Source organism: Nocardioides sp. LML1-1-1.1 (assembly GCF_040676175.1).
Taxonomy (GTDB): domain Bacteria; phylum Actinomycetota; class Actinomycetes; order Propionibacteriales; family Nocardioidaceae; genus Nocardioides.
The window spans coordinates 89,901-111,067 of record NZ_JBEGHK010000003.1; the positions used below are offsets into that span (position 1 = coordinate 89,901).

The following is a 21,167-nucleotide window of genomic DNA, read 5'->3' on the forward strand; positions in this document are numbered from 1 at the left end:
CTTCTCAGGCGGGGGAGGCGGGTGCGAGCCAGCCCTCGATGACGGCCCACGCAGCACTCATCACGTCGACCTCCTCGGGGATCTGGCCGGCGATGGTGAGCACGGACAGGCCGTGGACCTGCGCCCACAGCGAGGTGACGACGGTGTCCACCGGCGCGGGGCGGAAGCGCCCGGCGTCCAGCGCGCGTCGTACGGCGTCGGTGATCCGCTCGATCGCGCGCAGCCGCGCGGTGTCGAGCTCGGGGGACCGGGTCAGCCCGGCTGCGGCGTCGGTGAACATCGCCTCGTAGAGCCGGGGGTGCTCGGTGGCCCAGCCGACGTAGCGCAGGCCCAGGCCGGCGATGTCGGTGACCGGGTCGTCGGTCGGCGGGTCGGTGGCCTGCGCGTCGGCGAAGGCGGTGAAGGCGCTGATCAGCACCGCCTGGTGCAGCGCCTCCTTGTTGCCGAAGAGCGAGTAGACCGCCGCCGTCGAGGTGCCGGCGCGCTCGGCGACGTCGCGCAGGGCCAGGGCCGCGATCCCGTGCTCGGCGACCGTGGCGAGGGCACAGGCCATGATCTCCGCGCGGAGCTCGAGGGTGTGGGTGCGGGGACGCGCCATGGCCCGACGGTAATCCAAACGTCGTTATGTAACAAGGTTTGGAAACTCATCCGCCGGCGCGCAGCACCTCCGCGGTGTCCACGCCGCGGGTCTTCGCCCGGGCGAAGAGGGCCAGGGCCAGCGCCCCCGCGGCGAAGGCCGCGACGGCGGCACCGACGAACACCGCGTGCTCCTGGACGATGCCCAGCTCGCGCAGGTCGAGGCCGGGGTCGGACTCCTGCGCGGCGTACAGCCTGCGCAGGCCGATCGTCGTCAGCGCCGAGATGCCGACCAGCATGCCGACCATCCGGGCGACCACGACCAGGGCACTGGCGAGGCCGTGCGCGTCGTCGTCGGTGGAGGCCAGGATCGCCGCGTTGACCGGGGCCAGGGCGAGGCCGAAGCCGAGGCCGCCGAGCACGAGCGGCAGGTTCGAGGCGAAGCCGTCGAGGCTGGTCCTGTCCCACTGCGCCATGGCCAGGAAGGACGCGCCCGCGGCGGCCATCCCCACCGCGGTCAGCACGCCGGCGTTGACGCGGCGCAGCAGCCAGCCGCCCACCAGCGCGCCGATCGGCAGCGCCACCAGGAAGCGGAGCAGGACCAGCGCCGCGCCGAGCTGCGAGTCCGGCTGGGTGGTGGTGCGGGCGAAGAGCGGGATGTCGACGAGCGCGGCGATCAGCGCCCAGCCGACCAGGAAGCTGACGACCAGTGCCCCCCAGGCCGGGGTCGCGCGCAGCGCTCCGCGCGGCACGATCGGGTCCGCGGCCCGGCGTAGGTGGAGCAGCAGCAGGACCAGCGCGAGCGCGGAGCCGGCGAGGAACCACGGTCCCTGCGGCGAGAACACCGCCACCTCCGGGTCCGCGGTCGCGAAGGCGAGCACGATGCCACCGAGCACCGCGGCCAGCAGCACCGCGCCCAGCAGGTCCGCGGCCACCAGGTGACCGAGCCAGCCGCGCAGGTCGACCAGCGCCCGCGGTAGGAACCAGCACCACAACAGCAGGGCGAGGAAGGCCCCGATCGTCGCGACGCCGATCGGGGTGACCCAACGGCTGCCACCGTCGACGTAGGGGATGAAGAGCTGGCCCCAGGTCAGGTCGCGCTGGAGGTCCGAGGGCTGCAGGAACGTGACCAGGCCGGTCACCACGAGCGCGGCGAGGAGCAGCAGTGCCACGGTGCGCGCGGGCCACACCCGGGCGCGCGGTGCCCGCGCGGCGGGCACGACGGAGGTGCGGGCCAGCAGGCTCACCGCGACCAGCAGCGCGGCCCCACCGGCGAGGTTGATCGCGAAGATCCCCCGCCAGGTGGTGAACGACAGCACCAGCGCACCGAACAGCGGCCCGAGCACGCTGCCGAACTCCTGCACCGCGCTGACCAGGCCGAGCGGCAGCCCACGGCGCTCGACCGGGTAGAGCGCCGCGACGAGCGACATCGTGGCCGGGACCAGCCCGCCGCCGCCGACGCCCTGGAGGAAGCGCCCGGCGACCATGCTGGGCAGGTCGTAGGACACCGCCGTGACGAAGGAGCCGATCGCGAACAGCACGAGCGACATCGCCAGCACCGGCACCTGCCCCCGCAGGTCGGCGATGCGCCCGATGAGGGGCAGCATCGCGACGTACCCGAGCAGGAAGCCGGACACGATCGGCGCCGCCCGCTGGAGCTCGTCGACCGGGATGCCGGCGCCGGCCATCATGTCCGGCAGCGCCAGCACGACGACGTAGGTGTCGACGGCGGCGAAGGCCACCGCGATGGCGCAGAGGGTCAGCAGCAGGCGGTCACGCGCCGCCGGTCGCACGTCGGGACCGGTCGCCCCGGCCATCTCGCTCATTTCGGTGCGGTGATGTCCTTGGTGACGTCGTACTTCGTGACGTCGATCGTGTAGGTCACCGCGTCGGAGTCGGGGAAGAAGACCCCGGTCAGCCGGGCGCTGCGGAGGTAGCCCTTGTCGTCCACGCGGTAGGTCGCGTCGAACTCGTCGCCCTCCGCGCACGGCAGGATCGCGCGGATCGCGTCCCCGGTGGCCGTGCCGGAGTACGTCGTGAAGATCTCCTTGTTGTCCTCACCACCGCGCTCGGCCTTGCCGGCCTCGACGTCCTTGCTGGAGGTGAGCACCGTCGAGACGCCGGTCTCCGGGTCGAGCAGGGTCGCCGGGTCGGGGGCGCACAGCTCCTTGGGCTGGTACTTGTCGCTCCAGCCGCCGAGCAGGGCGTGGTTGATCCACAGCGTGCCGTCGGCGGAGATGACCGGCACGTCGTTGACCGGCAGGCCGGAGACCGAGCCGCTGACCTTGCCCTCGAAGGTGGCGGGGTCGGCGACGATCGTGCCGGTGGCCTCCTTGAGGAAGTTGCCGCCCGGGTCGTCCTTGGTCGAGATCGAGAGCTCGACACCGCTGGTGCCGTCGAGCAGCTTCTTCGCCTCGGCGCTCGCGTCGCTCCAGGAGGCGACGTCGTCACCGCCGCCCTTGCCTCCGCCGTCGCCCGAGCAGGCGGTCAGGCCGGAGACGGCGAACAGTCCGGTGAGCAGGCCCGCGGCCACGCGGGTGGAGGTCGTCATGACACTCACCCTGACACATTCGTGGGGGCCGCAAACGTCGAGCCCGCGGAGAGCGGGCCCGCCGCAGCCGCGATCGGCTGACTGGCGGGCACGCCGGAGCCGTCGCGCCGCCCGCCCGCGTCGGGCAGGTCGACCGGGGCGCCGCTCGCCGCCGCCGCGCGGGCCGGCGCCGGGCCGGCCCAGGCGAACACCAGCGTGTCCTCGCCCTTGAGGAAGCGATGGCAGCGCACGCCGCCGGTGGCGCGACCCTTGGCGGGGTACTCCCAGAAGTCGGTCACCTTCACCGACCCGGGCTCGGTGCCGGGCAGCGCGGTCGAGGAGCCGGAGGCGGTGACCAGCACGACGCCGCCGGGCGCGTTGAGGTCGAGCACCCCGAACCAGACCACCCGCTCGCCGTCGGCGACCCGGACGCCGGCCATGCCGCCGCCGGAGCGGCCCTGCGGCCGGACCCCGTCGGCGCCGTAGTGGAGCAGCTGGGCGTCGGAGGTGACGAAGCACAGCTCCTCGGTGCCGGAGGTCAGCTGGACCGCGCCGACGACCTCGTCGCCGTCCTTGAGCCCGATCACCTCCCACTCGTCCTTGTTGAGGACCTCGGGGTTGACCCGCTTGACGACACCCTGCTTCGTGCCGAGCGCGAGGCCCGGACCCTCGCTGGTGAGCGTCGTCAGCCCGAGCGCGCGCTCGCCCTTGGCCAGCTCCAGGACCTCGCTGAGCGGCAGGCCGCCCTGCAGGTTGGGCTCGTTGGCCGACGGCGGCATCGCCGGCAGGTCCAGCACCGCGAGCCGGAGCAGGCGTCCGGCGGAGGTGATGATGCCGATGTCGGCGCGCGCCGTCGTACGGACCGCGGAGACGACCACGTCGTGGTTGGCCCGGCCGCCGCCGCTGCCGACCGGCTCGTCGGTGGTCGTGCGGGCCAGCAGGCCGGAGGAGGAGAGCAGCGCGAAGCACGGGTCGTCGGCGACCTCCAGCGGGGCGGCCGCGGCGGCGACGGCGGTGCTGCCGGCCGACTCCAGCAGGACGGTACGACGCGGCGTGCCGAACGTCTTCGCGACCTCGGCCAGCTCGGTGGAGACGACCTTCTTGAGCAGCGCGTCGTCGCCCAGGATCGCGTCGAGCTCCTCGATCTCCTTGCGCAGCTCCTCCTGCTCCTTCTCCAGCTCCAGCCGGGAGAAGCGGGTGAGCCGGCGCAGCTGCATCTCCAGGATGTACTCCGCCTGCGCCTCGGAGAGGTCGAAGACGCTCATCAGCCGCTCCTTGGCGGCCGCGGAGTTGTCACTGGTGCGGATGACCTGGATGACCTCGTCGATGTCGAGCAGCGCGATCAGCAGGCCGTCGACGAGGTGGAGGCGGGCGGCCTTCTTGTTGCGGCGGAACTGCGAGCGGCGGCGGACGACGTCGTAGCGGTGCTGGAGGAAGACCTCCAGCATCTCCTTGAGGCCGAGCGTGCGCGGCTGGCCGTCGACCAGGGCGACGTTGTTGATGCCGAAGGAGTCCTCCATCGGCGTGAGCTTGTAGAGCTGCTCCAGCAGCGCCTCGGGCACGAAGCCGTTCTTGACCTCGATGACCAGGCGCAGGCCGTGCTCGCGGTCGGTGAGGTCCTTCATGTCCGCGATGCCCTGGATCTTCTTGGTCTGGACCAGGGTCTTGATCCGCTCCATCACCTTCTCGGTGCCGATGCCGTAGGGGAGCTCGGTCACCACGATGCCCTTGCGCCGCCCGATCGTCTCGACCCGGGCGGTGGCGCGCATCTTGAAGACGCCGCGGCCCGACTCGTAGGCGTCGCGGATGCCGTCGAGGCCGACGATCTTGCCGCCGGTGGGCAGGTCCGGGCCGGGGATGAAGCGCATCAGCCCCTCGACGTCGGTCTTCGGGTGCTGGATCAGGTGGCGCAGCGCCTGGACGACCTCCACCAGGTTGTGCGGGGCCATGTTGGTCGCCATGCCGACCGCGATGCCGGTCGTGCCGTTGACGACCAGGTTGGGGATCGCCGACGGCAGCACCGTCGGCTCGTACTCCCGGCTGTCGTAGTTGGGCTTGAAGTCGACGGTGTCCTCGTCGATCGAGTCCGTCATGGCCAGCGCGGGCGGCGCCATCCGGCACTCGGTGTAGCGCATCGCCGCCGGCGGGTCGTCGGGCGAGCCGAAGTTGCCGTGCCCGTCGATGAACGGCAGCCGCAGCGACCACGACTGCGCCGTGCGGACCAGGGCGTCGTAGATCGCGCCGTCACCGTGCGGGTGCAGGCGACCCATCACCTCGCCGACGACGCGGGCGGACTTCACGTGCCCCCGGTCGGGCCGCAGGCTCATGTCGTTCATCGTGTAGAGGATGCGGCGCTGCACCGGCTTCAGCCCGTCGCGCGCGTCGGGCAGCGCGCGGGAGTAGATGACCGAGTAGGCGTACTCCAGGAAGGACGACTGCATCTCGTCGCGGATGTCGGTGTCGAGGATGTGCTCCTCGAAGTCCTCCGGAAGGGGTTCTTGCTTCGTACGCCGTGCCATGGGCCGCATTCTTCCGGGTACCCCCGATGAATCCGGGGAGGAGGTCCGGTCTGTCCGGACATGGCGACGGTGATGATGCACGCAGTGGTCTCCGCGGACGGGTTCATCGCGGACGAGGACGACGAGGTCGGACCCCTCTTCGACTGGTACTTCAACGGCGACCGGCCGCTGACCGACGGCGAGGACCACGGCCCGTTCGCGGTCTCGGCCGCCTCCGCGGCGTACGTGAAGCCGATGTGGGCCTCGATCGGCGCGATCATCCAGGGCCGCCACCTCTTCGACCTCACCAACGGCTGGGAGGCGACCCCGCCGGCGGGGGAGCACCTGCTGGTGGTCTCGCACCGGCCCAAGCCCGAGGGCTGGCACCCGGAGGCGGACGTGCCCTTCTTCGACGACGTCGCCGCGGCGGTCGAGGAGGGCAAGCGGCGCGCGGGCGAGAAGGTGCTCGCCATCTGCGCCGGGGACATCGGCGGACAGGCGCTCGCGGCCGGCCTGGTCGACGTGGTGGCGATGGACGTCGTACCGGTGGTGTTCGGGCGGGGCAAGCGCTACTTCGGCGACCTCGCGGGCCAGCACCTGCTGGAGGACCCCGACGTCGTGGTCCAGGGGGACCGGGTGCTGCACCTCAGCTATCGGGTACGCCGCTAGACGGTCGCCTGTGGAGAACCAGTCCGGGCGGGGCGCGACGACGTAGGATCTCCCCATGAGCGCGGCTCACCACGACCCCGATCTGGTCGCCATCGAGGTGCCGGCGGAGGTCGCCGCTGCCCTCGCGGCGCGGGTCGACTCGGGCGAGTACCCCAGCCAGGGCGCCGTCGTCATGAGCGGCCTGCGCCTGCTCGCCGAGGAGGACGAGGTCGTGCACGACTCCGAGGTGGAGCAGTGGTTGCGCACGGTGGCCATCCCGATCGCAAGGGCGACCGCCGCCGACCCCGGCCGCTCGCTGCCCGCTGACGAGGTGCGCGGCCGGCTCGCCGACAGGCGCGCCCGCCGCGGGTGATCCGCCGGCTCCTCTACTCGCCCGAGGCAGTCGCCCAGCTCGAGGCGCTGGAGAAGCACGTCCTCGACCGCGCGGGTCCGGCGGTCGCCGGGGCCTACCTGGACCGGCTGCTCGCTTTCTGTGACGAGATCGCTGTCGAACCGGTGGTCGGACGACGCCGGGACGACCTGCTGCCGGGCCTGATGACACGCACCTTCGAGAGGAGGCGGGTCATCTGCTTCCTCGAGCTCGAAGGCGGTGACATCCATGTCCTGGCCGTCTTCGGGGGAAGCGAGGACTGGGAACGCCGCCTGAGCCGGTAGATTTCTCCTCGTGACCGCCGGCGACGCGACCCCCACCGACGAGATCGAGGCGCCGCCCGCGCACTGGGAGGGTGACGTGCTGCTGCGCGACGGCCGCACGGCGCACATCCGGCCGATCCGGCCCGAGGACGACGAGCTGCTCGTCGAGTTCTACGCACGGGTCTCCGACGAGTCGAAGTACTACCGGTTCTTCTCCCCGATGCCGGTCCTCTCCGAGCGCGACGTACGACGCTTCACCCACGTCGACCACGTGGACCGGGTGGCGCTGATCCTGCTCGTGCAGCAGCAGATGATCGCCGTCGGCCGCTACGACGTGGTGGGCGACAACGAGGCCGAGGTCGCCTTCCTCGTGGAGGACGGCCACCAGGGGCGCGGCATCGCGCAGATCCTGCTGGAGCACCTCGCCCAGGCCGGGCGGGAGCGCGGCGTGGAGCGGTTCACGGCCGAGGTGCTGCCCGACAACAGCCGGATGATCCAGACCTTCCGCGACGCGGGCTACCGGGTGGCCAGCGGCTACCACGACGGCGTGATCACGCTGGAGTTCCCGATCGACCCCACGGACACCGCGATCGGGGTGATGCGCGACCGCGAGCACGCCGCGGAGGCGCAGTCGATCCACCGCTTCTTCCAGCCCCGCTCGGTCGCGATCATCGGCGCCAGCCGCCGGCAGGACACGATCGGCCAGGTGCTGGTGCGCAACCTGGTGACCGCCGACTTCACCGGCCGGGTCTACGTCGTCAACCCCAGCGCACCCGCGGTGTCGGGCATGCCGGCGTACAAGAACGTCAACGACATCCCCGACGACGTGGACGTGGCGATCGTCGCGGTGCCCGCCGACGCGGTCACCGACGTGGTGCTCGACTGCGCCAACAAGGGCGTGCACGGGCTGATCGTCATCTCCTCGGGCTTCGCCGAGACCGGCGAGGAGGGGCGGCGCCGCCAGCGGCACCTGGCCGGGCTGTGCCGCTCCTACGGGCTGCGCCTGATCGGGCCCAACTGCCTCGGCGTGATCAACACCGACCCGAGCGTGCAGGTCAACGCCTCGCTGTCCTCGGTCATGCCGGCCCGTGGTCGCGCGGGCTTCTTCTGCCAGTCCGGTGCGCTCGGCTCCGCGATCCTGGAGAAGGTCAAGAACCGTGGCCTGGGCCTGTCCACCTTCGTCAGCGCGGGCAACCGCGCCGACGTCTCGGGCAACGACCTCCTGCAGTACTGGGAGGAGGACGACGCGACCGAGGTCGTCATGATGTACCTGGAGTCGATCGGGAACCCGCGCAAGTTCTCCCGGATCGCCCGCCGTGTCTCGCAGCGCAAGCCGATCGTCGCCGTCCGGTCCGGGCGTACGACGCAAGGCGTCCCGATGGGCCACACCGTCCGCCGCATCGGCGCCCCGCAGGCCGCCGTGGACGCGATGTTCCGCCAGGCCGGGGTGATCCAGGTGGACACCCTCGACGACATGTTCGACGTCGCCCAGCTGCTCGCCCACCAGCCGCTGCCGCGCGGGCGCCGGGTCGCGATCGTCGGCAACTCCGACGCCCTCGGCCTGCTCGCCGCCGATGCCGCCTCGGCGGTCGGGCTGGTCGTCAACCGCTCGGTCGCGCTCGGCGCGGACGCCACCGCCGAGGACTTCGAGGACGCGCTCGACGACGCCATCGACGACCCCGACGTGGACTCGGTCATCGCCGTCTACATCCCGCCGCTCGACGTCTCCGGCGAGGAGGTCGCCAACGTGCTGGCGGCCGTGGGGGAGCAGTCCGACAAGCCGCTGGTCTCCTCCTTCCTCGGCGCCGAGGGCATCCCCGAGCTGCTGCGGGTGCCCGACGTCGCGGGCTCCTCGGCCGGACGCGGCTCGGTGCCGTCGTACCCCGCGGTGGAGGCGGCGGTGCGCTCCCTGGCCCGGGTGGTGGAGTACGCCGTGTGGCTGCACGCCCCCGACGGCCCGGCCGCCGAGGCCGGCGAGGTCGACGTCCGCGGCGCCCGCCGGTTGGTGGAGGGCATCCTCGCCGAGCCCGCCGTGATCGCCGCCGACCGCGAGGTGGAGCTCGACCAGGACCAGGTGACCGCGCTGCTGGCGGCCTACGGCATCGAGCTCTGGCCGACGATCCCGGTGACGAGCCTGGAGGAGGCGAGCGCCGCCGCCGAGCGGCTCGGCTGGGACGTGGTGCTCAAGTCGACGCTCGCCTCGGTGCGTGAGCGGCCCGACCAGGTGCACGTGTGGCGCAACATCAACGGACCGGTGGAGATGGAGGACGCCTGGGGCGACCTCAGCCGGCTGGTGGAGCCGGCGGCCGGGCGGTTCGTGGTGCAGCGCAACGCGCCGACCGGCGTACCGATCGCCGTGCGCTCCTTCGAGGACCCGTTGTTCGGGCCGGTCGTCTCCTTCGGGATCTCCGGTCCGGTGATCGAGCTGCTCGGCGACTGGTCCTACCGGATCCCGCCGCTCGGCGAGCACGACGTCTCCGCGATGGTGCGCGAGGTGAAGAGCGCGCCGCTGCTGTTCGGCTACCGGGGCGCCGAGGCCGTGGACGTCGCCGCCATCGAGGAGCTGATCACCCGGGTGGCCGAGCTGCAGAACGACCTGCCGCAGGTCAGCTCCATCGAGCTGTCGCTCGTGCTCGCCGGGGTGGACGGCGCGCGGGTGCTCACCGCCTCCGCGCGGGTGGCTGCGATCAAGGACCCGCGCCCCGACTCGCTGGTGCGCCGGATGCCCGACCTCATCACCACCATCCCGGACTGATTGTCTGGCGCGAGCGTGTCGGGCGTCGGTCGCTTCGCTCCCCGCCTGCTTCGCATTCGCCGCGGCGATCGGCAGCAAGCTGCTAGGCGCGCGGCTCCCGCCACGCTGCCGCGCGGCCGGAGTCAGCGGCGTGACAGGATGCCGCCTATGACTGACCGGGACCGGCGCGCCGACCTGCTCGCCGCGATCAACCGCACCGGCTACTACCCGGAGGTCGTGGCCGACGCCGTCACCGACGCGAGCGGCGGCGAGCCCATCGTGTCCTACTACGTGCACCACGAGCCGACCTTCGAGCGCGACGAGGTCCGACGCCACCAGACCGTCATCGTGCTGACGCCCTCGCGGCTGATCCTCGCCCACACCGACGAGCACGCGGGCGACGACCTGCTGCCGGAGCCGTACACCTCGACCTCCACCGAGGCGGTCAGCCTCAGCGCGGTCGCCAACGTCGTGGTCACCCGGATGGTCACCAACCCCACGTCGGGCCCGCGCCCGCCCGCGGAGGCCGTGCTCACGATCGGCTGGGGTGCCGTCAGCCGGATCGACCTCGAGCCCGCGGCCTGCGAGGACCCCCAGTGCGAGGCCGACCACGGCTACACCGGCACCGCCTCCTCCGACGACTTCTCGCTCCGGGTCTCGGCCGCCGCCGACGGCACCGACGCGGTGGGCGGGCTGCTGTCCTTCGCCGCTTCCCTGTCCGCGCTGACCCGTGGCTGAGGAGTTCTGCGAGCCGGCGTACGGCGTCCGGTCGCTCGGCGACCTCGTCCCCGCCGCCGCGCACGCCCTCGGCAGCCCGCTCGGCCCCGCGCCGACCGGGCTCACCCTGCCCGATGCCCAGTCGTACGTGGTCTTCCTCATCGACGGGCTCGGCGCGCGGCTGCTGGAGCGGCACGCTCACGCGGCGCCGTACCTCTCCTCGTTGCTGGCGGGGTCCACGCCCGCCACGGCCGGTGTCCCCTCGACGACCTCGACCTCGCTGACCTCGCTCGGCACCGGGCTGGCGCCGGGCGCGCACGGGCTGGTCGGCTTCACCACCCGGATCCCCGGCACCGGCGACCTGCTCAACGCCCTGCTGTGGGACCACGACGTCGAGCCGACCCAGTGGCAGCCGCACACCACGGCGTTCTCCTCGCTGCAGGCGGCGGGGGTGCGGGTGACGGTGGTCAACAAGCGGGAGTTCAACGGCAGCGGGCTGACCGTCGCCGCACACCGCGGTGCCGACTACGTCGGCGTGGACCGGGTCGGCGAGCGGATCGCCGCCGTCGTCGCGGCCTCCCGGCCGGACCCGCGCCAGCCCACGCTCACCTACGTCTACGACGGCGACCTCGACTGGACCGGCCACCGCTGGGGCGTCGCGTCGAGCCAGTGGCTCCAGCAGCTGGCGATGATCGACCACGAGGCCGAGCAGCTGCGCGAGGCGCTGCCGGCCGACCGGCGGCTCGTGGTCGTGGCGGACCACGGCATGGTCGACGTACCCGATGACGCGCGCCTCGACGTCTCCGCCCACGACGCGCTGCGCGACGGCGTCGCGATCGTCGGCGGCGAGGCCCGCTTCCGCCACCTCTACTGCACCGGCGGCGCCGTGCCGGACGTCGTCGCCACCTGGCGCGAGGTCATCGACGGACGGGCCGACGTGCTCACCCGCGCCGAGGCGATCGGTCGCGGCTGGTTCGGCACGGTCGACCCCGCGGTGCTGCCGCGCATCGGCGACGTGGTGGTCGCCTGCCACGGCGACTTCGCCGTGCTCTCGACCGACGGCTTCCCCTACGAGGCGCAGCTGATCGGCATGCACGGCTCGCTGACGCCGGACGAGATGCTGATCCCGGTCCTGCTCGACTGAACCTTTTGCGCCCCTGGCGTCGTCTGGGGAGGTGACTGGGGCCGGAGGGGCTCCCGACCATCGGAGGGACCATGCCAGGACCCGACCGCGCGGCGTTCGCCGAGTTCGCGGCAACGCGCTCGGGGGCACTGCACCGGGCGGCGTACCTGCTGGTGGGGGACGTGGGCCTGGCCCAGGACCTCGTCCAGGAGGCGCTGACCAAGACCTACGTCGCGTGGCCTCGGCTGCGGCACACCGAGGCCGCCGAGGCCTACACGCGCAAGGCGATCACCACCACGGCGATCACCTGGTTCCGCAAGAAGAGCTGGAACGCCGAACGGGTCACCGGCACCTTGCCCGAGGGCCGCACCGACGGGCACGCCGATGCCCTCCTCACCCGCCAGCACCTGCTCGGTGCATTGGCGGAGCTGCCGCCGCGGCAACGGGCCGTGATCGTGCTGCGCTTCTACGACGACCTGACCGAGCGCCAGACCGCCGAGGCCCTCGGCTGCGCGGTCGGCACCGTGAAGAGCCAGGCCTCGACCGGGCTCCGCCGTCTCCGCGAGCTGCTGGGGGACGAGCTCGACATCGACGACCTGCTGACCTCGGAAGGGGCGCTGGCATGAGCGAGAAGCTGAAGGACCTGATGGACCGGACCGCCGCGATCGACTTCGCGCCGGTCGACCTGGACACGATCACCGCCGCCGGTGATCGGACGGTACGGCGCCGCCGGCTCGCTCTGGGCGCCGGCGCGCTCGCGCTGGTCCTCGCCGCCGGAGCCGCCGTCGCGGTGAGCGGGCGCGGCGACGATCGCGAGCACGTCGCGCAGGACCCGACCGGTGCGCCGCTCGGGGCACCGACCTGGGTGCGGGGATCGAAGCTGCATACCCCGACGGCGTCGTACGAGCTCGGGCACGAGGTAGCGGGCTACGTGCGCACGACCGCGGGCTACGCGTTCCTCGACACCGAGGGCCGCGTCTACTCCTATGTCGGGGGCAAGGTCGAGCGAATCGGTGAGACGGCGACGGAGGACGGGCTGCCGACGCTGGTGACCGGTGAAGGCACCAGCATCGTCGGCTGGGTCGGACGCAGCGGCCGGAACCGCTTCGTGGCGCACGACCTGGCCACCGGCCAGCACTGGACCTTCGGCGACGTTCGTGCAGTGAGGTCCGGCGACGACTCCCTCGACACACCGGAGGAGATCGCGGTGTTCCGGGCAGTCGACGGCCGCACCGCTTTCGTCGTCGACAGCCGCGGCGAGGTGGCCGTACAACTGGACTCCGGCGCCGTCCGGGTGGTCAGGGTGGATGGGAACGACGAACAGGTCGTCGACGACGCGGCGGGCGGTCAGATCGCCTTCGTCAGGACCTCGGACACCTCGATCTCGGTGGGCAGCGAGACCACCACGGCCCGTCCGCTCGCCAAGACCAGCACAGGTAGCGCCGGGCTCTCCTCCGACGGTCGCTGGTACCTCGGTTCGACACCGCCGACGAGCAAGGACCTGGGAGAGGACGGGTTCCAGATCGTGTTGGGCATGCCCGTGGCGGTCGAGATCGCGACGGGCCGGCGGGTCCGCCTCGACATCCAGGGCCACGGCATCGGCCGCGGTGTCCACTGGCTCGATGACGACACGGCGCTCGTGATGGCCCGGGACGAGGGCAACAGTCCAGTCGAGCTGATGGCCTGCGAGGTGCGAAGTGGGGAGTGCGCCGTGGTCGCCTCCATCGGGAGGTACGCGGAGGGAAAGTCTCCGCTGCACCTCGCGACCGGTCTGTCCTTCGACTTCTGAGTGCCCGACCCCCGTCAGTCGAACGGCAGCGGCTCCGCCGACAGGCTGACGGCCCGCGCTCGTGCGGCGGTCAGCCCGCGGCGGTGGTGCTGGCGGCAGAGCACCTCGTAGGCGACCTCCGGCTCGTCGGCCGGGGTCGCGACGGCGGGCTCGCCCTCGACGTCGCCGACCACGATCACCTCGCCCTCGGTGACCATGACGCCGTCCTCGGTCCGGGCGTTGTGGGTGGCCCGCTTGCCGCACCAGCACAGCGCCTCGACCTGGAGCACCTCGGTGCGGTCGGCGAGCTCGACCAGCCGCGCGGAGCCGGGGAAGAGCCGGGTGCGGAAGTCGGTGAGGATGCCGAAGCAGAACACGTCGATCTGCAGCTCGTCGACGATCTTGGCGAGCTGGTCGACCTGGGCGGGCGTGTAGAACTGGGCCTCGTCGCAGATCAGGTAGTCGATCCGGCCGCCCTGGGTGAGGGCGTCGACGGTGTAGCGCCAGAAGTCGAAGTCCGGGGCGACCTCCAGCGCGGTCGCGGTCAGCCCGAGCCGCGAGGAGACCTGGGCGACGCCGGCCCGGTCGTGGGAGGTGAACAACCGGCCCGCGCGGCCGCGGGCGGCGTGGTTGTGGTTGGTCTGCAGGGCGAGGGTGGACTTCCCGGCGTCCATGGTCCCGGTACGGAAGGTCAGCTCGGCCACGGGCTGCATCCTCTCATCGCCCGGCCACCCTCGTTTCCGCTGGGTGATCCCCCATTCGCCTGCGGGCGGGCCGGTCGAGGGCGAACACTGGACACGTCCGCAAACTCACGGGGAAGAGGTGGGCTGGCGTGGGGGTCACCACCAACCCGGCAGCACGGTGGGTACGGCGAGCGCTCGGCCTCGTCGTCCTCGGAGCCGTCCTCGCCGTCGTCCTGGCCACGACCGGGATCCTGGACCAGGGCGGCCAGGCGTCGCCCGCACCGACCAGCGCCGGCGCGGCGCCCACCGAGGTGCCTCCGGCCGCGGCGCCGCCGGTGGTGGCGGCACCGGTCCCGGCCGCCGTACCGGCGCCGGTGACCGTGCAGCCCGCCGCCGTACGACGCGCGCCGGTCGTCGGCGCCTATCCCGGCCCGCTCCTGGAGGCCCCGCCGGCCGCGATGATCGCCTACCAGCGGGCGGCCACCATCATCGACTCCGCCGCCGAGTGCCACCTCGACTGGCTCGTGCTCGCCGCGATCGGCCGGATCGAGTCCGACCACGGCCGGGGGACCGACGGCACCCACCGGGTCGGAGAGCAGGGCCTGGTCCGGCCAGCGCTCGTCGGCGCACCGCAGGACGGGCGCGGCGGACGGAGCCGGGTCGACGACACCGACGGCGGCGCGCTCGACCGGAACCGCCGCTGGGACGCCGCGGTCGGCCCGCTCGGCCTGCTGCCGGCGACCTGGGCCTCGGTCGCGGTCGACGCCGACGGCGACGGGGTCCGCGACCCGCAGGACCTCGACGACGCGAGCCTGGCCGCCAGCGTGCTGCTGTGCGCCGGGGGGCACGACCTCGGCAAGCCGGCGGTGCTGCGGAAGGTGCTGGCGTCGTACCACCCGACGAAGGGCTTCGCCGCCGCCGTGCTCGCGCTGGTCGCGCGCTACGACACCGAGCTGACGGACGTGCCGATGGTGGTGCCGATGGCGAACATCCCGCCGGAGGACCTGGTCGGGCTGTGCGACTGCACCGACGAGGTGAGCACCCGGCTGCGCCACGTGAAGTCGGCCGTAGGACGCTCCGGGAGCGGGGTCCGCACGACCCGCACCCCGACCGCCGCGGCGTTCTCGACGACCAAGCCGAAGCCGACCCCGGCGCCAGAGCCGAAGCCGACGCCGGAGCCCGAGCCGACCCCGGAGCCCGAGCCGACCCCGGAGCCGGAGCCGAGCCCGGAGCCGGAGCCGACCCCGGAGCCGGAGCCGACCCCGGAGCCCGAGCCCGGCCCCGAGACCACCCCCGACCCGACGCCCGCGCCAGAGGCCGTGCCGGACGCGACGGAGCAGCCGCTCACTACAGTGCAGGAGTGACGACGGACGCCCTGCTCGGGACGAGCGACCTGCCCCACGGCCTGCCGCGCTTCGCGGAGATCACCGACGACGACTACGGCCCGGCGATCGAGGCCGCGATGGCCGAGCAGCTGGCGGCGGTCGCCGCGATCACCGCCGACCCGGAGCCACCCACCTTCGCCAACACCCTGGTCCCGCTGGAGCGCAGCGGCACCGCGCTGCGCCGGGTGCTCGGCATCTTCGGCAACAAGGCCAGTGCGGACGCCACCCCGACGGTCGACGCGGTGCGGGCGGAGTTCGCGCCGCGGCTCGCCGCGCACAGCGACGCGATCACCCTCGACCCGGCGCTGTGGGCGCGGATCGAGGCCGTCGCGGCGGACACCAGCGCGTTGGACCCTGAGTCGGCGTACCTGGTCGAGCGGTACGTCACCGAGCTCCGTCTCGCCGGCGCGGCGCTCGCGGACGAGGACAAGGCCCGTCTGCGGACGCTGAACGAGCGGATCTCCAGCGGGGAGACGGCCTTCGAGCTCGCGCTGCAGGCCGACAGCAAGGACCTGGCGGTGGTCGTCGACGACGTCGCCGAGCTCGACGGGCTCACCCCGGGGGAGATCTCGGCGGCGGCCGCCGCGGCGCAGTCGCGCGGGCTGGCGGGGAAGTACCTGCTCACCCTCGTCCTGCCGACCGCGCACCCGCACCTCGCCGCCCTCACCGACCGCGACGTACGACGCCGCCTGGCCGAGGCACAGCGCTCCCGCGGCAGCCGCGGCGGCGAGCACGACACTCGCGCCCCGGCGCTCGAGGTGCTCCGCCTGCGCGCGGAGCGGGCCCGGCTGCTCGGCTTCGCCAACCACGCCGAGGTGGTCACCGCCGACAACACCGCCCGTACGCCGGGCGCGGTGCGCACCCTGCTCGAACGCCTCGCCGCCCCCGCCGCCCGCAACGCGCGCCGCGAGCAGGAGGCGCTGGCCGCGCAGGCGGGCCACGCGATCGAGCCGTGGGACTGGCCGTTCTACGCCGGACGGGTCCGCACGGCCGCCTACGACGTCGACCTGGCCGCGCTGCGCCCGTGGTTCGAGGCGGAGCGGGTGCTGCGCGACGGTGTCTTCCTCGCCGCCGGCCGGCTCTACGGCCTGACCTTCGCCGAGCGCACGGACCTGGAGGGCTACCACCCCGACGTACGGGTCTTCGAGGTGAGCCGGGACGGCACCCCGATCGGTCTCTACCTGCTCGACCTCTACACCCGCGACACCAAGCGCGGCGGCGCCTGGATGAGCAGCTTCGTCGACCAGGCCACGCTGCTCGGCTCGGAGACCGCGGTCGTCGTCAACAACCTCAACGTGCCGAAGCCGGCCGCGGGGGAGGCGACCCTGCTCACCTGGGACGAGACCCGCACCCTGTTCCACGAGTTCGGGCACGCCCTGCACGGGCTGCTGGCCCGGGCGACGTACCCCAAGCTGGCGGGGACCGAGGTCTACCGCGACTTCGTGGAGTACCCCTCGCAGGTCAACGAGATGTGGGTGCTGTGGCCGGAGGTGCTGAGCAGCTACGCCGTGCACCACGAGACCGGCGAGCCGATCCCCGCCGACGTGGTCGAGCGGCTGCGCGCGGCGGAGACCTTCAACGAGGGTTTCGCGACGAGCGAGTACCTCGCCGCGGCGCTGGTCGACCTCGCCTGGCACGAGCTGGCCCCCGAGGACGTGCCGACCGACCCCGCCGACGTCGCGGCCTTCGAGCAGCGCGCCCTCGCCGCGGTCGGCCTCGACCTGCCCGCGGTCCCGCCGCGCTACTCCACCCCGTACTTCGCGCACAGCCTGAGCTCCGGCTACGCCGCGGCCTACTACTCCTACATCTGGAGCGAGGTCCTCGACGCCGACACCGTCGCCTGGTTCCGCGCGAACGGCGGGCTCACCCGCGCCAACGGCGAGGCCTACCGCGAGCACGTCATCGGCATCGGCGGCACCCGGGACCCGCTGGCGTCGTACGTCGAGTGGCGGGGCCGGCCCGCGCCGATCGAGCCGTTGCTGGAGCGCCGCGGGCTCGGCTGACCGTCTCGGCGCCTCAGGAGACCGGGCGCACCTGCAGGACCACGTCCCGCCCGTCGCCGTTGTCGGTGGTGACGAGCAGCGAGCCGTTGCTGAGCGCCGTGACGTCGCGCAGCCGGCCGCGGGTGCGCAGCTCGGCGGGGGAGCGGGTCGTCACCAGCCGGCCGGCGCTGTCGAAGCGGACGAACATCAGCCGCTCGTCCTTGAGCACGGCGACCGCGAGGCTGCCGGCGAGGTCGCCCCAGGCGGAGCCGCTGACGAACGCCGCGCCAGAGGGGGCGATGGTCGGATTGCCGGAGCGCCAGCGGGCGCCGTACTGCGTCCCGGGCAGGCGGCCGTCGGTCATCGGCACGCTCTCGTCGTAGCCGGGCACCGGGTTCCAGCCGTAGTTGCGCCCGGTGCCGATCAGGTTGATCTCGTCGTCGCGATAGCTGCCGTGCTCGACCGCCCACAGCGTGCCGTCGGCGCGCTGCGCGAGCCCCTGCACGTTGCGGTGGCCGTAGCTGAGCACCCAGCGCCGGTTGCCGGTGCCCTTGGCCCACGGGTTGGAGGGCCACGGCGCCCCGGTGAAGCGGTTCATCCGGAGCACCTTGCCGCCGAGCGAGGCGAGGCTCTGCGGGTTCGTGCCGCGGGCGGCGTCGCCGGTGCCGACCACCAGCGCGCCGTAGCGGAGGACCAGCAGGCGGCAACCACCGTGCCGGCCGGTGCTGTTGGAGGGCAGGCCGGCGCGGAGGGTGCGGACCAGGGTCGCGGTGCGGAGCTTGGCGTCCAGCCGCCACGCGATCACCCGGACGTCGTGGCTGGAGCCGACCTTCCAGCCCGAGCACGTGTAGATCCGGCGGTTGCTGCGGAACGACGGGTCGACCGCGAGCCCCAGCAGGCCGGTCTCGCCGTTGGCCCACACCTTCGCGCTGGGGAAGGCGATGTTCCGCTTCGCGCCGCCCGCCCCGACCAGGGTGAGGGTACGACGCGTCCGCTGGGTCACCAGCAGGTGCCCGGACGGCAGCGGCTGCACCTCCCACGGGTGGTCGAGCCCGGAGGCGATCACCCGGACGGAGAGCCGCGGCACGACCCGCTCCGGCGCCGGCTCGGTGCCGCCGGCACAGGCGGCACCGAGCAGCGACCCGACGAGCAGGAGGACGGTCAGGACGGGCAGCACCGGGAGTCGGACCCTCATGGTCCGACGGTACGCCTCAGAACGTGTGCTCGGGGGCGGGGAAGCTGCCGTCCTTGACCTCGGCGTCGTAGGCACGGGCGGCGTCGAGCAGCGTGGTGCGCAGGTCGGCGTACTGCTTGACGAAGCGCGGAAGCCTGCCGGTGCGCAGCCCGAAGGCGTCCTGCCACACGAGCACCTGGCCGTCGCACTGGGCGCCGGCGCCGATGCCGATGGTCGGGATGTCGAGCTTCGCGGTGACCTCGGCGGCCACGTCGCCGGGCACCATCTCCATGACGACGGCGAAGGCACCGGCCTCCTGGACGGCCAGCGCGTCGCGCAGCACGCGGTCGGCGGCGGCGCCGCGGCCCTGGACCCGGTAGCCGCCGAGCGTGTGCTCGGACTGGGGCGTGAAGCCGATGTGGGCCATCACCGGGATGCCGCCCTGGGTCATCCGCTCGATCTGCGGGGCCATCTCGACGCCGCCCTCGAGCTTGATCGCGTGGGCGCCGCCTTCCTTCATGAACCGGACGGCGGTGAGGTAGCCCTGCTCCGGCGAGGCCTGGTAGCTGCCGAACGGCAGGTCGCCGACCACCATCGCCCGGGAGACCGAGCGGCTCACCGCCCGGGTGAGCGGGAGCAGCTCGTCCACGGTGACCGGGATCGAGGTGCTGTTGCCGAGGACGTTGTTGGAGGCGCTGTCGCCGACGAGGAGGACCTCGATGCCGGCCTCGTCGAAGACCTGCGCTGTCAGCTGGTCGTAGCTGGTGAGCATCGAGAAGCGCTCGCCGCGCTCCTTGAGCTCGCGCAGGTGGTGGGTGCGGATCCGCTTGATCGGCTTGGGGGAGTCCGCCGGGGCGCCGCCGTACGGCGCGGTCTCTTCAGGGGTGCTCATCGTTGCTCCACTCTGGTGACTCGCGGCCCACCGGTGTGGGTCCACGTTCGTGAAAGGGCACCTCCGAGGCTAGTCCCGACCGGCCCCGGTCCGCGCTGTGTGCTCGGTCACCCCGCCGCGGCCTCCTCCAGCTCGGCGACCACGATCCGGCGCATCCCGAGCATCGCCCGGGTGACCGCCTCGGCACGGGCCGGGTCGGGATGGGTCACCAGCTCGTAGAGCCGCTCCGGGACGATCTGCCAGGACAGCCCGAACCGGTCCTTGAGCCACCCGCACACCGACTCCTCGCCCCCGTCGGACAACGAGTCCCAGTAGTAGTCGACCTCGCTCTGGTCGCGACAGGTCACTGCGAACGACACCGCCTCGGTGAACGGCAGCGCCGGCCCGCCGTTGATGCCCCGGAACGTGATCCCGTCGAGCGTGAACTCCCCGGCCATCGACGTCAGGTGGCCGATCGAGGAGTTCGGGAAGATCGCGGTGTAGAACCGGGCCGCGTCCGCCAGGGAGTCGTCGAACCACAGGCACGGCTGGATGTGGCTGCTCGTCAGGGGCATGCAGGGCAGACCGCGTCCGAGGCGCGGACTCATCGCGACACCGCCCCGAGGGCCGGGTGAGACTCCCAGCGTGACCGACCGCAAGATCCCCCGCGACCGTGCCGACGACTACGCCGACGAGATCATCCAGGCCCGTCAGGCGTTCGCCCGCGAGCACACCGGCAGCGCGCTGGACCACGTCGCGTCGTACTCCCTCGACCCGGGGACGCTGCCCGGCAACGTCGAGGGCTTCCTCGGCGTGGCCCAGGTGCCGATCGGGCTCGCCGGCCCGCTGCTGGTCAACGGCGAGCACGCCCAGGGGGAGTTCTTCGTGCCGTTGGCGACCACCGAGGGGACCCTCGTGGCGTCGTACAGCCGGGGCATGAAGCTGTGCCGCGACGCCGGCGGCATCACGACCACGGTCATCGGTGACCGGATGCAGCGCGCGCCCGTGTTCTCCTTCGACGACGCGCGCCAGGCACGGGCCTTCGGGGAGTGGCTGAGCGAGCACTTCGACGACGTCGCCGCGGCGGCCGGCACGACGACCAGCTCCGGCCGGCTCGTCGACATCCAGCAGTTCCCGGTCTCGAAGCTGCTCTACACCCGCTTCAACTACACGACCGGCGACGCGGCCGGGCAGAACATGACCGGCAAGGCGACCTTCGCCGCGTGCGCGTGGATCAAGCAGAACTACCCCGGCGAGGTGCACTTTCTGCTGGAGGGCCAGTTCGCCACCGACAAGAAGACCTCCATCGTCAACATGCTGCACACCCGCGGCAAGCGGGTCGTCGCCGAGATCACGCTGCCGGCCGCGCTGGTCGAGGAGCAGATGCACGTCAGCACCGACAAGCTGTACGCCGCCCGCATGCGCGGCCAGCTCGGCTCGATCATGTCGGTGACCAACAACAACGGCAACCACTCCGCCAACGGCATCACGGCAATGTTCATCGCCACCGGCCAGGACGTCGCCAACGTCGCGGAGAGCTCCGCGCTCTACGGCTTCTCCGAGCTGCTGCCCAACGGCGACTTCTACGCCTCGGTGACCCTGCCCTCGCTGATCGTGGCGACCTACGGCGGCGGCACCGGCCTCGCCACCCAGCGCGAGTGCCTGGAGCTGCTCGGCTGCTACGGGGCCGGCAACGTCTACAAGCTCGCCGAGATCATCGCCGCGACGGTCCTGGCCGGCGAGCTCTCCCTCGGCTCGGCCGTCGTTGCGGAGGAGTGGGTGCAGGCGCACGACGACCTCGGGCGCAACCGCCCCTGAGCCGTC

19 protein-coding genes are annotated in these 21,167 nt (G+C 72.7%); 11 read left to right on the top strand and 8 right to left on the bottom strand.

Going from position 1 to position 21,167, the window contains the following annotated elements:
* Window positions 1–4 precede the first annotated feature (4 nt).
* Genes MRBLML1_RS11505 through MRBLML1_RS11520 form a run of 4 tightly spaced genes read right to left on the bottom strand, consistent with a single transcriptional unit; the run spans window position 5 to window position 5,625 of the window.
* The gene (locus tag MRBLML1_RS11505) at window positions 5–598 is read right to left on the bottom strand and encodes a TetR/AcrR family transcriptional regulator (RefSeq protein WP_364515865.1); all 594 of its coding nucleotides are present in this window, start codon (window positions 596–598) and stop codon (window positions 5–7) included.
* A 46-nt stretch (window positions 599–644) separates the two neighbouring features.
* Entirely contained in the window at window positions 645–2,402 is a 1,758-nt protein-coding gene (locus tag MRBLML1_RS11510) for an MFS transporter (protein WP_364515867.1), read from the bottom strand.
* On the bottom strand, window positions 2,399–3,127 hold the full coding sequence (locus MRBLML1_RS11515) for an LppX_LprAFG lipoprotein (RefSeq protein WP_364515869.1): 729 nt from the start codon (window positions 3,125–3,127) through the stop codon (window positions 2,399–2,401). The genes MRBLML1_RS11510 and MRBLML1_RS11515 overlap by 4 nt, the downstream gene beginning before the upstream one ends.
* 5 nt (window positions 3,128–3,132) lie before the next feature.
* Entirely contained in the window at window positions 3,133–5,625 is a 2,493-nt protein-coding gene (locus MRBLML1_RS11520) for a DNA gyrase/topoisomerase IV subunit A (RefSeq protein ID WP_364515871.1), read from the bottom strand.
* Between the two features lie 72 nt (window positions 5,626–5,697).
* Here MRBLML1_RS11520 and MRBLML1_RS11525 point away from each other — a divergent pair, with 72 nt between their 5' ends.
* The 8 genes from MRBLML1_RS11525 (at window position 5,698) to MRBLML1_RS11560 (ending at window position 13,269) form a co-directional block, all read left to right on the top strand.
* Window positions 5,698–6,273: a dihydrofolate reductase family protein gene (locus MRBLML1_RS11525; RefSeq protein WP_364515873.1), complete on the top strand. Its 576-nt coding sequence runs from the start codon at window positions 5,698–5,700 to the stop codon at window positions 6,271–6,273.
* 55 nt (window positions 6,274–6,328) lie between these two features.
* Entirely contained in the window at window positions 6,329–6,625 is a 297-nt protein-coding gene (locus MRBLML1_RS11530) for a type II toxin-antitoxin system ParD family antitoxin (protein ID WP_364515875.1), read from the top strand.
* The gene (locus tag MRBLML1_RS11535; RefSeq protein ID WP_364515877.1) at window positions 6,622–6,927 is read left to right on the top strand and encodes a type II toxin-antitoxin system RelE/ParE family toxin; all 306 of its coding nucleotides are present in this window, start codon (window positions 6,622–6,624) and stop codon (window positions 6,925–6,927) included. The genes MRBLML1_RS11530 and MRBLML1_RS11535 overlap by 4 nt, the downstream gene beginning before the upstream one ends.
* Window positions 6,928–6,937: 10 nt before the next feature.
* Window positions 6,938–9,661 (top strand): GNAT family N-acetyltransferase, encoded by a 2,724-nt coding sequence (locus tag MRBLML1_RS11540; RefSeq protein WP_364515880.1) that lies wholly within the window; start codon window positions 6,938–6,940, stop codon window positions 9,659–9,661.
* A gap of 147 nt (window positions 9,662–9,808) precedes the next feature.
* Window positions 9,809–10,378, top strand: coding sequence for a DUF5998 family protein (locus tag MRBLML1_RS11545; protein ID WP_414691244.1), 570 nt, complete (start codon window positions 9,809–9,811; stop codon window positions 10,376–10,378).
* Window positions 10,371–11,501: an alkaline phosphatase family protein gene (locus MRBLML1_RS11550; protein ID WP_364515884.1), complete on the top strand. Its 1,131-nt coding sequence runs from the start codon at window positions 10,371–10,373 to the stop codon at window positions 11,499–11,501. The genes MRBLML1_RS11545 and MRBLML1_RS11550 overlap by 8 nt, the downstream gene beginning before the upstream one ends.
* Before the next feature lie 71 nt (window positions 11,502–11,572).
* Window positions 11,573–12,106, top strand: a complete 534-nt coding sequence (locus tag MRBLML1_RS11555; RefSeq protein WP_364515886.1) for a SigE family RNA polymerase sigma factor — start codon at window positions 11,573–11,575, stop codon at window positions 12,104–12,106.
* Window positions 12,103–13,269, top strand: coding sequence for a hypothetical protein (locus tag MRBLML1_RS11560; protein WP_364515888.1), 1,167 nt, complete (start codon window positions 12,103–12,105; stop codon window positions 13,267–13,269). Before MRBLML1_RS11555 ends, MRBLML1_RS11560 begins: the two co-directional genes overlap by 4 nt.
* Window positions 13,270–13,283: 14 nt before the next feature.
* Here the strand turns inward: MRBLML1_RS11560 and MRBLML1_RS11565 are convergent, their stop codons facing one another.
* Window positions 13,284–13,952: a thymidine kinase gene (locus MRBLML1_RS11565; protein ID WP_364515890.1), complete on the bottom strand. Its 669-nt coding sequence runs from the start codon at window positions 13,950–13,952 to the stop codon at window positions 13,284–13,286.
* A gap of 128 nt (window positions 13,953–14,080) precedes the next feature.
* Here MRBLML1_RS11565 and MRBLML1_RS11570 point away from each other — a divergent pair, with 128 nt between their 5' ends.
* Window positions 14,081–15,295, top strand: coding sequence for a hypothetical protein (locus tag MRBLML1_RS11570; protein ID WP_364515892.1), 1,215 nt, complete (start codon window positions 14,081–14,083; stop codon window positions 15,293–15,295).
* A complete protein-coding gene (locus tag MRBLML1_RS11575; protein WP_364515894.1) occupies window positions 15,292–17,319 on the top strand; it encodes a M3 family metallopeptidase in 2,028 nt (675 codons plus the stop codon). The genes MRBLML1_RS11570 and MRBLML1_RS11575 overlap by 4 nt, the downstream gene beginning before the upstream one ends.
* 13 nt (window positions 17,320–17,332) lie before the next feature.
* Here the strand turns inward: MRBLML1_RS11575 and MRBLML1_RS11580 are convergent, their stop codons facing one another.
* The 3 genes from MRBLML1_RS11580 to MRBLML1_RS11590 all read right to left on the bottom strand — a co-directional run bounded on the left by MRBLML1_RS11580 (window position 17,333) and on the right by MRBLML1_RS11590 (window position 19,918).
* Window positions 17,333–18,493 carry a PQQ-dependent sugar dehydrogenase gene (locus MRBLML1_RS11580; RefSeq protein WP_364515897.1) on the bottom strand — a complete coding sequence of 387 codons (1,161 nt, stop codon included), beginning with the start codon at window positions 18,491–18,493 and terminating at the stop codon, window positions 17,333–17,335.
* A 16-nt stretch (window positions 18,494–18,509) separates the two neighbouring features.
* Window positions 18,510–19,364, bottom strand: coding sequence for a 3-methyl-2-oxobutanoate hydroxymethyltransferase (gene panB / locus MRBLML1_RS11585; RefSeq protein ID WP_364515899.1), 855 nt, complete (start codon window positions 19,362–19,364; stop codon window positions 18,510–18,512).
* A 107-nt stretch (window positions 19,365–19,471) separates the two neighbouring features.
* A complete protein-coding gene (locus MRBLML1_RS11590; RefSeq protein WP_364515901.1) occupies window positions 19,472–19,918 on the bottom strand; it encodes a VOC family protein in 447 nt (148 codons plus the stop codon).
* Between the two features lie 70 nt (window positions 19,919–19,988).
* Between MRBLML1_RS11590 and MRBLML1_RS11595 the strand changes: the two genes are divergently transcribed.
* Window positions 19,989–21,161: a hydroxymethylglutaryl-CoA reductase gene (locus tag MRBLML1_RS11595; RefSeq protein WP_364515903.1), complete on the top strand. Its 1,173-nt coding sequence runs from the start codon at window positions 19,989–19,991 to the stop codon at window positions 21,159–21,161.
* The last annotated feature ends 6 nt before the right edge of the window (window positions 21,162–21,167 follow it).

Excerpts from the sequence above, each read along its gene's own strand:
- MRBLML1_RS11505 (WP_364515865.1), bottom strand. The coding sequence starts at position 598 with ATGGCGCGTCCCCGCACCCACACCCTCGAGCTCCGCGCGGAGATCATG.
- MRBLML1_RS11510 (WP_364515867.1), bottom strand. The coding sequence starts at position 2,402 with ATGAGCGAGATGGCCGGGGCGACCGGTCCCGACGTGCGACCGGCGGCG.
- MRBLML1_RS11515 (WP_364515869.1), bottom strand. The coding sequence starts at position 3,127 with ATGACGACCTCCACCCGCGTGGCCGCGGGCCTGCTCACCGGACTGTTC.
- MRBLML1_RS11520 (WP_364515871.1), bottom strand. The coding sequence starts at position 5,625 with ATGGCACGGCGTACGAAGCAAGAACCCCTTCCGGAGGACTTCGAGGAG.
- MRBLML1_RS11525 (WP_364515873.1), top strand. The coding sequence starts at position 5,698 with ATGATGCACGCAGTGGTCTCCGCGGACGGGTTCATCGCGGACGAGGAC.
- MRBLML1_RS11530 (WP_364515875.1), top strand. The coding sequence starts at position 6,329 with ATGAGCGCGGCTCACCACGACCCCGATCTGGTCGCCATCGAGGTGCCG.
- MRBLML1_RS11545 (WP_414691244.1), top strand. The coding sequence starts at position 9,809 with ATGACTGACCGGGACCGGCGCGCCGACCTGCTCGCCGCGATCAACCGC.
- MRBLML1_RS11555 (WP_364515886.1), top strand. The coding sequence starts at position 11,573 with ATGCCAGGACCCGACCGCGCGGCGTTCGCCGAGTTCGCGGCAACGCGC.
- MRBLML1_RS11560 (WP_364515888.1), top strand. The coding sequence starts at position 12,103 with ATGAGCGAGAAGCTGAAGGACCTGATGGACCGGACCGCCGCGATCGAC.
- MRBLML1_RS11580 (WP_364515897.1), bottom strand. The coding sequence starts at position 18,493 with ATGAGGGTCCGACTCCCGGTGCTGCCCGTCCTGACCGTCCTCCTGCTC.
- panB (WP_364515899.1), bottom strand. The coding sequence starts at position 19,364 with ATGAGCACCCCTGAAGAGACCGCGCCGTACGGCGGCGCCCCGGCGGAC.
- MRBLML1_RS11590 (WP_364515901.1), bottom strand. The coding sequence starts at position 19,918 with ATGCCCCTGACGAGCAGCCACATCCAGCCGTGCCTGTGGTTCGACGAC.